This window comes from Streptococcus mitis SK1080 (assembly GCF_000220085.1).
Classification (GTDB): Bacteria; Bacillota; Bacilli; order Lactobacillales; family Streptococcaceae; genus Streptococcus; species Streptococcus mitis_K.
The window spans coordinates 241,370-254,475 of record NZ_AFQV01000023.1 but is presented as its reverse complement, the minus strand read 5'-3'; the positions used below and the strand labels follow the sequence as shown (position 1 = coordinate 254,475).

The following is a 13,106-nucleotide window of genomic DNA, read 5'->3' as shown; positions in this document are numbered from 1 at the left end:
CTCAACTTTTTTCTTTACACATTTCGATAAAGTACTGGTGCAAGCGCACATCATCAGTCAATTCTGGATGAAAAGAGGTTACCAGCATATTTTTTTCTTGGGCTGCAACGATTTGATCTTCAACTGTTGCTAGAATTTCTACATCTTCTCCAACACTACTAATAATCGGACCGCGAATAAAAGTCATTGGAATCTGACCGACTCCCTTACATTCTGCTTCGGTATAAAAACTTCCAAGCTGGCGTCCATAAGCATTGCGCTCGACCACCATATCCATAGTTCCTAGATGACTCTCTTCCTGGGAAGCAATTTCCTTAGCCAGCAAAATCAAGCCAGCACAGGTCCCAAAGGCTGGTAAACCAGATAGAATGGCTTCTCGGATGGGAATCAACATGTTCTGGTCTCGTAAGAGCTTGCCCATGGTTGTAGACTCACCACCAGGCAAAATCAAACCTGACAAGTCAGTCTGATGTTTCTGAAAATCATCTAGATTTCTGATTTCGACACTAGCGACTCCTAGTTTATCTAGTACTTTTGCATGTTCTGCAAAGGCACCTTGCAAGGCCAATATTCCAATTTTCATCTATTTTCCTCGCTCAGCCATGAGAATTTGGATTTCATTTTCATTAATACCCACCATGGCTTCTCCTAGATCTTCAGAGATTTGAGCTAGGATTTGAGGATTACGGAAGTTAGTCACAGCCTTAACAATGGCACTCGCTCGTTTAACAGGATCGCCTGACTTAAAAATACCTGAACCGACAAAGACACCCTCTGCCCCTAATTGCATCATCAACGCAGCATCTGCTGGCGTTGCAACGCCTCCAGCTGCGAAGTTTACAACTGGCAATTTCCCATGTTCATGGACATATTGAACCAATTCTACAGGGACTTGCAAGTCCTTAGCAGCAACATAAAGTTCGTCCTCACGTAGATTTTGAATGCGACGAATTTCCTGATTCATCATACGCATATGGCGAACAGCTTGGACAATATCTCCTGTACCTGGTTCTCCTTTTGTACGAATCATAGAAGCACCTTCAGCGATACGACGCAAGGCTTCTCCCAAATCCTTAGCCCCACAAACAAAAGGAACTTGGAATTCTTTCTTATCCACATGGAAACGGTCATCAGCTGGAGATAGAACTTCACTCTCATCGATATAGTCAATTTCAATAGCCTCTAAAATCTGAGCTTCCACAAAATGCCCGATTCTGACCTTGGCCATTACTGGAATACTAACCGCTTCTTGGATTTCCTTAATCATCTTTGGGTCACTCATACGGGAAACGCCACCAGCTGCACGAATATCAGCTGGAATCCGCTCCAAGGCCATAACAGCTGCCGCACCAGCAGCCTCTGCAATACGAGCCTGTTCAGGATTTTGAACGTCCATGATAACCCCACCTTTGAGCATCTGCGCCAAGTTTTTATTTAATTCATAACGATTTTCAGTCATTTGTTTTATCCTCATCATTTGTATTGGTAGCTACTATTTCATTTTAAGTCAGAAAAGGATGAACCACAAGATAAAAAAAACGCAATTGTATGGGTACAGATTAACTAAAAACTATCTGACCTTAACTTAAGGCCAGATAGCTCATTTATTTTTATTTTTCAGCTGTAAGGGCAGCCATTGTGATGTAGTTATATGGTTTGTTGAAGTGTGGCAAGAAGAAGAGATCTGTCAAGGCCAATTTATCAATTGTAACATGCTCTTGAATAGCAAGTGAGAACATATGGATTCCCATGCTAATTGCAATATCATGTGAAACCATTTGGGCACCAAGAATTTCACGGCTATCTTTGTCAAAGACAATCTTAATTGCTACTTCATGGTTGTCATGTTTCATGAATTCTGGTTTTTGAAGATCGTTAAAGCCTGTTTCAGTCGCATTGTAACCTGCAGCTTTCGCTTTTTCAAGAGTCAAACCAGTTGAAACCATGTGAAGACCATAGATTGAGATACCGTTTGATCCTTGCACACCGATTCCTTCCAATTCATGACCACAAGCGTTGTAGGCACCAACGATACCAGTACGAACAGCATTTGAAGCAAGGGCAATGTAGCTAGTGTCTTTACGAGCATTATCATAGACAGTCGCACAGTCACCAACTGCAAATACACCTGGAATTGAAGTTTCTTGTTTCTTATCTACAAGAAAGGCACCGTTACGGAAGAGTTCAATCTTACCGTCAGCAAGGGCTGTGTTTGGACGGAAACCAACTGCAAGGATAACCATGTCCACATCGAAAGTTTCTTTATCAGTAATCAAGCGTTCAACTTTACCGTCACCTTCGATTGCTTTAACAGTTTGACCAAGAGCCAAGCGGATGTTGTGGTCTTCCAAGTTCTTGGCCATCATTTGTGTGAAGTCTTTGTCATAGTAACCGTTCAAGACAGTATCAACGATATCAACAAGGACAACTTCTTTTCCAAGACGTTCAAAGGCTTCAGCAAGTTCAACACCGATGTAACCACCACCAACAACGGCGATACGGTCAAGGTGTTGGCTCTTATCAGCAAGTTTATTGATAACTTCTTCAGCATTTTGGTACAATTTCACGAATTGTACGTTTTCAAGAGTTGCTTTAAATTCGCGGTTTCCTTTAACAATTTCAACACCTTCGATTGGTGGCAAGATTGGTGTAGAACCTGTAGCGAAAATCAATTTTTCGTATGATTCTTTGTGCTCTTTTCCTTCAACTTCCGCTGTAACTACTTTGTTATCATAGTCGATTGAAAGAACTGGTGAATTCATATAAACCTTAGCACCTTTAGCTTCCAATTTTTCTTTATCAGAATAGAACAAGCCTTCAGCACCGTCAATTTGTTCCCCAATCCAAAGAGCCATTCCACATCCTAGGAAAGAGATGTTAGAGTTTTGGTCAAATACAACAATTTCGTTCTCATTTCCAAAATTATCCAACATGGTATTGATACATGCTGTACCAGCGTGGTTAGCACCGACTACAACGATTTTACTCATAAAAAATTCCTACCTTCAATTTTAAATTTACCCTTCTAGTATACCATTTACTGTTAGCGTTTACAAGAGTTTAGCTAATTTTCCCGATTTTTTTGTAAAAAAATGTAAATAATCTGTATCTTAACACGGATTCTTGCAATTTTTCTTCATTTCTTGAGCATATTTCTTGACAAGTTTTCAAATTTTATTTGTGAAAACGCTGACTTTATGGTATGCTAGTATCATGGAAAGAAAATGTAAGGGGTTCATTTTTCATAAATTTACTATATTTCAACCTTCTTTTCATAAGAGAAAGGAGTTGGTAGTTTGCCTCTTAGTTCACATTCTGAACGCCTAATGGGAACCACTATCACTATTTCATTAGTGGATGTGCAAGCAGATATCTTGCTCCAAAAATCTTTTGATTTACTCAAAGAGCTCGAATACCGCTTCAATGCCAATAGCCAAGAATCTGAGTTGATGGAAATCAATCATCAAGCTGGAATAGCCCCCGTCAAGGTTCATCCAGACCTGTTCGAACTGATTTCACTTGGGTTAGAGCATAGCCTAGCGCCCTCTAGCCACCTCAATATCAGCATTGGTCCCTTGATTCAAACTTGGCGCATCGGTTTTTCAGATGCCAAGGTTGCCCAGCCTCAAGAAATTGAATCGGTGCTACCTTTAATCAATCCTCATGATATCGAGTTAGATTCTTCTACTTCCACTGTATTCTTAAAGCAGAAAGGAATGAAGATCGATCTTGGTTGTTTAGCCAAGGGTTATAGTGCGGATAAGGTTGCCCAATTTCTGAGAGAAGAGGGAGTGACATCTGCCTTAATCAATCTGGGAGGGAATATCCTGACCATTGGAAAAAATCAGGCAAGAGGAAATCAGCCTTGGCAAATTGGGATCCAAGACCCAGCCAATCCAAGGGGAAATCACTTAATGACCATCCCTGTTGTCAATCAATCTGTCGTGACTTCAGGCATTTATGAACGTCACCTGACAGTCGATGGAAAAGATTACCATCACATTTTTGACAGCCAGACAGGATATCCTGTTGAAACAGAACTCGCTAGTCTGACAATTATCTCTGATAAGTCAGTTGATGGTGAAATCTGGACAACTCGACTCTTTGGAGAAAGACCTGCTTCTATCCTCTGGCAAGTCGAAAGTTTGGAGGGCATCGAAGTCATCCTCATTGATAAGGAAGGTCGCCTAAGTTGTTCTTCAGGAATTCCTACTCTATAGAGACAACTGTTTCAATGGAGTTTTAAAATCGTATTATGTAAAAAGAGAAAGGAAATCTCATGTTAAAACTTATTGCTATTGTTGGAACAAATTCAAAACGTTCTACAAACCGTCAATTGCTTCAATACATGCAAAAACACTTTGCTGAAAAAGCTGAAATTGAACTTGTTGAAATCAAAGACATTCCTGTCTTCAATAAACCAGCTGACAAGCAAGTACCTGCTGAAATCTTAGAAATTGCTGCTAAAATTGAAGAAGCAGATGGCGTTATTATCGGTACTCCTGAGTACGACCACTCTATCCCAGCTGTTTTGATGAGCGCTCTTGCTTGGTTGTCTTATGGTATTTACCCACTCTTGAACAAACCAATTATGATTACAGGTGCTTCTTACGGTACACTCGGTTCATCACGTGCTCAAATGCAACTTCGCCAAATCTTGAATGCTCCAGAAATCAAAGCAAGTGTCCTTCCTGATGAATTCTTGCTTTCACATTCTCTTCAAGCCTTTAACCCAAGTGGAGATCTAGTAGATCTTGATGTTATTAAAAAACTGGATGCCACTTTTGACGACTTCCGTATCTTTGTAAAAATCACAGAAAAATTGCGCAATGCACAAGAATTACTTCGCAAAGATGCTGAAGACTTTGACTGGGAAAATTTGTAAGATAGGAGACCAAAAAGAATGAAATTTGTTGGACTTGTAGGATCAAACTACGATCAATCATATAACCGTAAACTCTTGGAATTCATCCGTCGTCACTTCAAACTCAAATTTGAATTAGAAGTCCTCGAAATTGATGAAGTTCCAATGTTTAACCAAGACGAAAAATGGGACGAAAGCTTCCAATTGCGTCTCTTGTATAACAGAATTACTCGTGCTGATGGTGTCATTATTGCTACTCCTGAGCACAACCACACAATCTCAGCTTCTCTTAAATCTGTTCTTGAATGGCTTTCATACGAGGTTCATCCATTTGAAAACAAACCAGTCATGATTGTTGGAGCTTCTTACTATGACCAAGGTACTTCTCGTGCCCAAGTTCACCTTCGTAAGATTCTTGACGCTCCAGGTGTTAATGCCTATACGCTTCCAGGTAACGAATTCCTTCTCGGTAAAGCTAAAGAAGCATTTGATGTTAATGGGAATATCACAAATGAAGGAACTATTAATTTCCTTGAAACATGCTTGGACAACTTTGTAAAATATGTGGGAGTCGTTTCAAAATTGAAAAAACCAAAACCAATTGAGCCAGAAGATTTATATTGTACAAATTCAATTGCAACTACCATCCAAGGTGTTGATCCAGATGATCCTGAATGGGTAGAAAAAGCTGCTGAACTTGTTGGAGCTGTTTCTGGAGATACTTACGTTAAATTAGACCACGGTATCTTGACAGTTAACCAACTTGACATGTTCTTGAAAGCAATGCCATTTGAATTGACATTTGCAGATGATAATAATCAATTCTTGTACTTTAATAACGCACACCAAGACCCAGATACAATGTTTGGTAAACGTGTCCGTGCTCAATCAGGAAATAGATTAGGAACAGTACACGGTACATTGCCAGATTCTAGAATGAAGAACGTTGAATGGGTTGTCGGCGTATTGCGTAACGGGGATCAAGAATATGTCCGTACAATTGTGCCAGGAACACCTGAAGGCGTTATTAATACCCATAATTACCAAGCAATGTATTACCCAGATGGTTCATATGCTGGAATCAATGAGATTATCTTCAATTTCCAACCATGGCTTGACTGGTACCTCAATACAACTGGTCAACGTCTAGTTGGTGGAAATGCTGCAGCTCCTGCCGGAGGCCACGGTGGCGCAGATGCCACATCTGGAGCTTCTGATTCAGGTGATGCTGGAGGCCACGGTGGTGGCGCAGACGCTACATCTGGAGCAAGTAACTAATAATAGTTTTGGGAACCATATTGGTTCCTTTTTAAGTGACAAAAGACTAGCAGTTTGTGTCTGCTAGTCTTTTGGTTATTATTTTAGGCTCTATAATATTTGTAGTGGGTAAATCCCCTATGGATATTATGGAGCCTATTTTGTGTAGAAAAAAAGTCCCATATGACCTATAATGAAAAGCGACCAAACAACTCATTAGAAAGATTCATATGGAACAATTACATTTTATCACAAAACTACTCGATATCAAAGACTCAAATATCCAATTTATGGATATCATCAATAGGGATACACACAAGGAAATCATCGCTAAACTGGATTATGAGGCCCCATCTTGCCCTGATTGCAGAAGTCAAATGAAGAAATATGACTTTCAAAAACCGTCGAAAATTCCTTACCTCGAAACAACTGGTATGCCTACCAGAATCCTCCTTAAAAAGCGTCGTTTCAAGTGCTATCATTGCTCTAAAATAATGGTCTCCGAGACCTCACTCGTCAAGAAGAATCATCAAATTCCTCGTATTATCAACCAAAAAATTGCGCAAAAGTTGATTGAAAAGACTTCTATGACCGATATTGCCCATCAGCTTTCCATCTCAACTTCAACTGTCATTCGAAAGCTCAATGATTTCAACTTTAAGCATGATTTTTCTCGTCTTCCTGAGATTATGTCCTGGGACGAGTATGCCTTCACTAAAGGAAAGATGAGTTTCATTGCACAAGACTTTGATAATCTCAACATTATCACCGTTCTTGAAGGTAGAACACAAGCTGTCATTCGAGATCACTTTCTTAAATATGATAGAGCCGTCCGATGTCGAGTGAAAATCATTACTATGGATATGTTTAGCCCCTACTACGATATTGCCAGAAAACTTTTTCCTAACGCTAAAATCGTTCTCGACCGCTTTCACATTGTCCAACATCTCAGCCGTGCTATGAGTCGTGTCCGTGTTCAAATCATGAATCAGTTCGATCGAAAATCTCATGAATACAAGGCCATCAAACGTTACTGGAAGCTCATTCAACAGGATAGTCGTAAACTGAGTGATAAACGATTTTATCGCCCTACTTTTCGTATGCACTTAACAAATAAAGAAATTCTAGACAAGCTTTTGAGCTATTCAGAAGACTTGAAACACCACTACAATGTCTATCAGCTCTTACTTTTTCACTTTCAGAACAAGGACCCTGAGAAATTCTTCGGACTCATTGAGGACAATCTTAAGCAGGTTCATCCTCTTTTTCAGACCGTCTTTAAAACTTTTCTCAAGGATAATGAGAAAATAGTCAACGCTCTTCAATTACCCTATTCTAACGCCAAATTGGAGGCGACTAATAATCTCATTAAACTTATCAAGCGAAATGCCTTTGGTTTTCGGAACTTTGAAAACTTCAAAAAACGGATTTTTATCGCTCTCAACATCAAAAAAGAAAGGACAAATTTCGTCCTTTCTAGATCTTAGCTTTTCATCAACCCACTACAGTTGACAAAGAGCCTTATTTTATCTATCCTTATTAAAAGAAAGAATACTTATTATGAATTTGGATCATCGAGACTACGGCCATGTAAACCTTTTTCACGTTGAACTTGACGTAGTTTCTCTGGTGTAACATCGTTTCCTTCTTCGTCCACAATTTTGATCCCTTCAATATGGTGACGAACAGTGCGACGATAACCTTCGATGTACTCCTCACGTAGTTTGGCTTGTTCTACTTTTTCTTCCGGTGTCAAGCCTTCTGCTTTTTCTTTTTAGCTAGCTCGTTGATACGAGCAATTTTTTTCGGATCCATTTCTTCTCCTTTTTGATAAGATAAAGTCCCGTTTATCAAATTTTATTTAGTGTTAATTTGGTTAAAACGAGCAAGCTTTGCTGCTTTTTGAGTTAAATGAGACAAGATTGCCAAACGATTTTGACGGACTGCTTCATTTTCAGCCATAACCATGGTATTCTCAAAGAATGCATCAATGACTGGGCTAAGAGCAAAGAGTTGTTTCAATTGCTGACTGGCAGTCCCTGACAAAACGAGTGATTCTACTGCTTCTGCCAAGGTTTTCTCTTCTTCATTCTCAAAGAGAGCCGAATCAACTGTAGCAACTCCTTCTGCCTTCTCAGCCAAGTTAAAGGCACGAGAAAGTGATTCAACAGATGGTTTAAAGTCTTCTTTCTTGCTTGCTTCTACGAGAGCACTTGCTGCTTCCAACATATCCGCCACAACAAAGTTTGAACCTGCAAGAACGGCTTCCTTGATATCTTTTGGAGTAGATCCCATCATCTTATCAACACGAGCCTTGATAAAGTCCATAACCTCTGTCTTATTTTCATAAGTCAAGCTGTCAAATTTCAAATCATAAAGGCTATCGATCAGCTCATCCATAGCAATGTGCCAACCAAAGGCATCCAAGATACGAACCACACCTTGAGTCGCGCGACGAAGAGCATACGGGTCATTAGACCCTGATGGAATCAAACCTACTGAGAAGAAGCTCAAAATCGTATCCAATTTGTCTGCAATGGCAAGCACTGCGCCGACCTTGCTCTCTGGAAGTTCTCCTTCAGCTGAAGTAGGCATGTAGTGTTCACGAATAGCAGCTGCCACCGCTGGAGTTTCACCAGCAAGAAGGGCATATTTCTCACCCATAATTCCTTGGAGCTCGTCAAATTCGCCAACCATACCTGTCAACAAGTCAAACTTGTAAATGGCTGCTGCACGGGCTAGGTCAATCGTTTCATCCGCTGACAAGCCTGCTTTTTCTGCCAAGAGAATAGCAATCTGACCCGTACGAATCATGTGTTCACGAAGGGAACCAATTTTCTCATGGAAAGTCACATTGTTTAATTTCTCAACAAGGTCTGAAATCACCAATTTTTGGTCTTCACGCCAGAAGAATTCACCGTCTTCTAAGCGAGCTACTAAGACTTTTTCATTTCCTTTAATGACATTTTCCAAATACTCTGCGTTTCCGTTACGAACAGAAATGAAGTTTGGCAAGAGTTTACCGTCTTGATCACGAACAACAAAGTAACGTTGGTGTTCTTTCATTGAAGTCACCAAAACTTCTTCTGGAACTTCAAGGTATTTGGCATCAAAGCTTCCCATAAAGGCAGTTGGGTATTCAACCAAGTTCAAGACTTCATTAAGCAAATCAGCATCAATTTCGATACGTACACCATGCTCAGCTTCGATTGCCTTAATTTGGTCAATAATCATTTGCTCACGTTCACGAGGATCCGCGATTACAAACTGCTTACGAAGTTCTTCTTCGTAGCTCAATGCTGACTGAATCTTGGTTTCTTGTCCCAAGAAACGATGACCACGGCTGACACGATCTCCCTTGATATCAAGGAAATCCAAATCAAACTCTTCTTCATCTAAAAGAACAGTTAAAGTGTGAACAGGGCGGATGTATTCAAAGGTGTTGTTAGCCCAGTGCATGCTGACAGGGAAAGTCAAGGACTTCAAGACATCTACAACACTAGGGACAATGGCTTCAACTGCTTGACCGATTTCTTCCTTGGTAACATAGACATATTCTTCACCCTTGATTTCACGGAATTCGATATCTTCAACCGTCAAGCCTTTGCCACGAACAAATCCTTGAGCTGCTTTGGTGAAGTTTCCATCACTATCCAAGGCAATTTTCTTTGCTGGCCCCTTAAAATCTTCTGTCAAATCAGCCTGTTTGTCTGCAAGACCAGTTACACGAACAGCCAAACGACGTGGTGTTGAGAAGGTTTGAACAGCTTCAAAAGACAGGCGGTTTTCCTTGAGGAAGGCTGCCATTTTTTCGCCTAGTTGTTTTTCACTTGGTGTGACAACATAGGCTGGTAATTCTTCAAGACCGAGTTCTACTAATAAGTTTTTTGTCATGTTTTTTCCTTTACATTTTCTTCAATCTTTTTTGATATGCACCTTAGGTACTGGGGACGTCGCTAACTAACTTTGTGAGTCTGTATGGAAATCTAATGCAAAATTGATCAAGATTTCCAACAGTCTCATCAAAGTGGATTTAGCTGACTGATTTTTGAACCCAAGGTTTCAAAAATCCCCACATAACAGTACGGCGGTGCATATCCCTCTAGCAAGTCTTTGACTTGCCTTTAACGATTTTAGAGCACAGTATTACTCACTATTCTGCGTCTTCTGCTAAGAGTTTAGCTCGTGTTTCTTCATCCAAAAGTGGGTAGCCTAGGCGTTTGCGTTCTGCGACAAATGTTTTAGCTACGACACGGGCCAAGTTACGGATACGAGCGATATAGCCTGCGCGCTCTGTTACAGATACGGCACCACGCGCATCAAGCAGGTTAAAGGTATGTGAACATTTGAGAACATAGTCATAGGCAGGGTGTACCAAGCCTTCTTCCAAGGCGCGACCAGCTTCTTTTTCAAACTTATCAAAGTTTTCAAGCAACATTTCTTGATCCGAAATTTCAAATGAATATTTTGAATGCTCGTACTCAGGCTGAATAAAGATTTCTCCGTATTTTACACCATCAGCCCACTCGATATCATAAACAGAGTCTACTTCTTGAATGTAAGAAGCCAAACGCTCCAAACCATAGGTGACTTCCGCAGTCACAGGGGCAGTTGCCAATCCACCGACTTGTTGGAAATAAGTGAACTGAGTGATTTCCATACCGTCAAGCCAAACTTCCCAACCAAGACCAGCTGAACCAGTTGATGGGTTTTCCCAGTTATCCTCAACAAAACGGATGTCGTGCTCCAAAGGATTGATTCCCAATTTTTCCAAAGACTCAAGGTAAAGTTCTTGGATGTTTGATGGAGATGGCTTCATGACCACCTGGAATTGGTGGTGTTGGTAAAGACGGTTAGGATTTTCTCCGTAACGACCGTCAGCAGGACGACGTGATGGCTCTACATAAGCCGCATTCCATGGCTCAGGTCCGATAGCGCGAAGGAAAGTGTAAGGACTCATTGTTCCCGCACCTTTTTCATTATCATAAGCCTGCATAAGCATACAACCTTGGTCATTCCAAAATTGTTGCAAAGTAAGGATGATTTCCTGGAAAGTCAATTTTTTAGACATTATTTACTCCTTTTTCTATAAATTACTTGCGACACGAGTCTGCCTCGTCGATTATACGAGGCAAGACGAGTTAGTACTGCGTCTAGCTCAGGCACTCTAGTGCTGAGCGTGGGGCAGTCCGACTGAAGGAGGTTTCTGCCACTGACGCAGTGGAAAGTCAATTTTTTAGACATTATTTACTCCTTTTTATATAAATTACTTGCGACACGAGTCTGCCTCGTCGATCATACGAGGCAAGACGAGTTAGTACTGCGTCTAGCTCAGGCACTCTAGTGCTGAGCGTGGGGCAGTCCGACTGTAAGGAGGTTTCTGCCACTGATGCAGTGAAATGTTAATTTCTTAGACATTGAATACTCCTTTAATTTATATTATCTTCTTAGATTTATTTTTCAAGCAACCAAGAAAAGGCTGGGTCCTGAAAAATATGACGTTTAGGAACAGTTTGTAAATTCTGATCGCTTTCATCTATTGTACCTAATTTCAAAGCACAGACTTCTGGTATATTTTCTTGAACAGTGAAAATTTGACTATGACAGTTCTGGCAGTAATAACGCTGTTTTCCTGGAGAAGAACTATAGGAAACAAGCTTTTCTTTTCCATGCAATACTAGCTTTTCACTGCTAACTTTAGCATTAACTGTATAGGCAGACGCAGTTGCTTTCCGACAAAATGAGCAATGACAAAAAACTAATTCCGATAATTCCTCATCTAGAGTGTAGGTCACTGCTTTACATAAACAAGATCCTTTAAGCATTATGCTCCTTTCTACTTAGGCATTAGACGAATTCAAAAAGAACCGAATTTCAACACCCAAGCCTTGCGACTAGGGGCGTCAGAAACGCGGTTCCACCCTAATTTATTACTTCATTGTTTTTAAAAATATTACAGAAAGCGCCAGTTCTTTATTTTGCCCTACTTGGCTCCCACTATCCCAAGTTCGCTTGAAGAACGCCATAAGACTTTCTTTCCTGCTGACTATTATATCAAAAATTAGCACAATGTACAATTCTTTTTATGATTTTCTAGAAATCCATATCATCAACTCGTGGAGCACCAGACTGAACATCAATCGCTTTTAAGATTTCACGCTCCTCGTGACTCAGTTCAATTCCGAAACAATCAAGATTAGCCTGAATACGAGACGCTGTGACAGATTTCGGAAGCGGTAAAAATCCTTCTGCCAAGCTCCAGGCCAAGGCTATTTGAGCAACCGATTTTCCGTGATTTAGCGCTATTTCTTGCACTTGCTTGCTATCAAACAGTTCTCCCTGACCAAAAGGTCCCCAAGCTTCCAATAAAATTCCTTTTTCTCGACAGTAAGCTACAACTTCCTCTTGATACACACCTGGAGCCAAGCGGATTTGATTGACCGCTGGAAGAATTTTTGCTGTTTCAAGCAAGGCATCCAAATGATGGGGAAGGAAATTACTAACTCCAATAGCACGGATTTTACCTTCTTGATAAAGCTCCTCCATCGCTCTCCAAATTTCCGCATTTCGGGTTTTCCATTGGTCATTTTCCCTGAGTGGTTTTGGATTTGGCCAATGAATCAAATACAAATCCAAATATCCCAAGCCTAGCTTCTCTAAAGACTCTTCAAAAGCCTGACGAGCTTGTTCATAGTTGTGATTTGTATTCCATAGTTTACTGGTTACAAAAATTTCCTCACGCGGAACGCCACTATCATGAATAGCACGACCAACGCTTTCTTCATTTTTATAGATAGCTGCCGTATCGATATGGCGATAGCCTTCCTTTAAGGCCTCTAAAACTGCTTTGTAGGCAATCTCTCCATTTTCAGCTTTCCAGGTTCCAAATCCCAGAACTGGAATCGTAACACCATTATTTAAAGTATAAGATTTCATTATTTTTCCTTTCTATGAGAAGAAAATCCAAAGAAACAACTTCTCAAAG

General features: G+C 40.5%; 11 protein-coding genes and 1 pseudogene. 4 read left to right on the top strand and 8 right to left on the bottom strand.

Annotated features, from left to right (window positions below; genetic code table 11):
• Position 1 precedes the first annotated feature (1 nt).
• The 3 genes from pdxT to nox all read right to left on the bottom strand — a co-directional run bounded on the left by pdxT (position 2) and on the right by nox (position 2,990).
• Positions 2-583, bottom strand: a complete 582-nt coding sequence (gene pdxT, locus HMPREF9957_RS10475; RefSeq protein ID WP_000689930.1) for a pyridoxal 5'-phosphate synthase glutaminase subunit PdxT — start codon at positions 581-583, stop codon at positions 2-4.
• Positions 584-1,459 carry a pyridoxal 5'-phosphate synthase lyase subunit PdxS gene (gene pdxS, locus HMPREF9957_RS10470; protein ID WP_000138517.1) on the bottom strand — a complete coding sequence of 292 codons (876 nt, stop codon included), beginning with the start codon at positions 1,457-1,459 and terminating at the stop codon, positions 584-586.
• A gap of 151 nt (positions 1,460-1,610) precedes the next feature.
• The gene (gene nox / locus HMPREF9957_RS10465; protein ID WP_000036780.1) at positions 1,611-2,990 is read right to left on the bottom strand and encodes a H2O-forming NADH oxidase; all 1,380 of its coding nucleotides are present in this window, start codon (positions 2,988-2,990) and stop codon (positions 1,611-1,613) included.
• Positions 2,991-3,296: 306 nt separating this feature from the next.
• Between nox and HMPREF9957_RS10460 the strand changes: the two genes are divergently transcribed.
• From HMPREF9957_RS10460 to HMPREF9957_RS12820, 4 genes are all read left to right on the top strand, one after another.
• Entirely contained in the window at positions 3,297-4,220 is a 924-nt protein-coding gene (locus HMPREF9957_RS10460) for an FAD:protein FMN transferase (protein WP_001131404.1), read from the top strand.
• Positions 4,221-4,279: 59 nt separating this feature from the next.
• Positions 4,280-4,885, top strand: a complete 606-nt coding sequence (locus HMPREF9957_RS10455; RefSeq protein ID WP_000915952.1) for an NADPH-dependent FMN reductase — start codon at positions 4,280-4,282, stop codon at positions 4,883-4,885.
• An 18-nt stretch (positions 4,886-4,903) separates the two neighbouring features.
• Complete coding sequence (locus HMPREF9957_RS10450; protein ID WP_000673654.1) at positions 4,904-6,142, top strand: NAD(P)H-dependent oxidoreductase; 1,239 nt, start codon at positions 4,904-4,906, stop codon at positions 6,140-6,142.
• Between the two features lie 209 nt (positions 6,143-6,351).
• Positions 6,352-7,608, top strand: coding sequence for an ISL3 family transposase (locus HMPREF9957_RS12820; RefSeq protein ID WP_000436600.1), 1,257 nt, complete (start codon positions 6,352-6,354; stop codon positions 7,606-7,608).
• Between the two features lie 71 nt (positions 7,609-7,679).
• Here the strand turns inward: HMPREF9957_RS12820 and HMPREF9957_RS10440 are convergent.
• The 5 genes and pseudogenes from HMPREF9957_RS10440 to HMPREF9957_RS10425 all read right to left on the bottom strand — a co-directional run bounded on the left by HMPREF9957_RS10440 (position 7,680) and on the right by HMPREF9957_RS10425 (position 13,057).
• Positions 7,680-7,936, bottom strand: a pseudogene (locus HMPREF9957_RS10440) (DUF896 family protein).
• Between the two features lie 42 nt (positions 7,937-7,978).
• Positions 7,979-10,015 (bottom strand): glycine--tRNA ligase subunit beta, encoded by a 2,037-nt coding sequence (glyS, locus tag HMPREF9957_RS10435; protein ID WP_000164775.1) that lies wholly within the window; start codon positions 10,013-10,015, stop codon positions 7,979-7,981.
• A gap of 259 nt (positions 10,016-10,274) precedes the next feature.
• Positions 10,275-11,192: a glycine--tRNA ligase subunit alpha gene (gene glyQ, locus HMPREF9957_RS10430; protein ID WP_000038728.1), complete on the bottom strand. Its 918-nt coding sequence runs from the start codon at positions 11,190-11,192 to the stop codon at positions 10,275-10,277.
• A 382-nt stretch (positions 11,193-11,574) separates the two neighbouring features.
• Complete coding sequence (locus HMPREF9957_RS0102625; protein WP_000912013.1) at positions 11,575-11,946, bottom strand: GFA family protein; 372 nt, start codon at positions 11,944-11,946, stop codon at positions 11,575-11,577.
• A 268-nt stretch (positions 11,947-12,214) separates the two neighbouring features.
• Positions 12,215-13,057: an aldo/keto reductase gene (locus HMPREF9957_RS10425; RefSeq protein ID WP_000844578.1), complete on the bottom strand. Its 843-nt coding sequence runs from the start codon at positions 13,055-13,057 to the stop codon at positions 12,215-12,217.
• Positions 13,058-13,106: the final 49 nt, after the last annotated feature.

Coding starts and splice junctions, on each gene's coding strand:
- HMPREF9957_RS10455 (WP_000915952.1), top strand. CDS start 4,280: ATGTTAAAACTTATTGCTATTGTTGGAACAAATTCAAAACGTTCTACA.
- glyS (WP_000164775.1), bottom strand. CDS start 10,015: ATGACAAAAAACTTATTAGTAGAACTCGGTCTTGAAGAATTACCAGCC.
- pdxS (WP_000138517.1), bottom strand. CDS start 1,459: ATGACTGAAAATCGTTATGAATTAAATAAAAACTTGGCGCAGATGCTC.
- nox (WP_000036780.1), bottom strand. CDS start 2,990: ATGAGTAAAATCGTTGTAGTCGGTGCTAACCACGCTGGTACAGCATGT.
- HMPREF9957_RS0102625 (WP_000912013.1), bottom strand. CDS start 11,946: ATGCTTAAAGGATCTTGTTTATGTAAAGCAGTGACCTACACTCTAGAT.
- HMPREF9957_RS10425 (WP_000844578.1), bottom strand. CDS start 13,057: ATGAAATCTTATACTTTAAATAATGGTGTTACGATTCCAGTTCTGGGA.
- glyQ (WP_000038728.1), bottom strand. CDS start 11,192: ATGTCTAAAAAATTGACTTTCCAGGAAATCATCCTTACTTTGCAACAA.
- HMPREF9957_RS10450 (WP_000673654.1), top strand. CDS start 4,904: ATGAAATTTGTTGGACTTGTAGGATCAAACTACGATCAATCATATAAC.
- pdxT (WP_000689930.1), bottom strand. CDS start 583: ATGAAAATTGGAATATTGGCCTTGCAAGGTGCCTTTGCAGAACATGCA.
- HMPREF9957_RS12820 (WP_000436600.1), top strand. CDS start 6,352: ATGGAACAATTACATTTTATCACAAAACTACTCGATATCAAAGACTCA.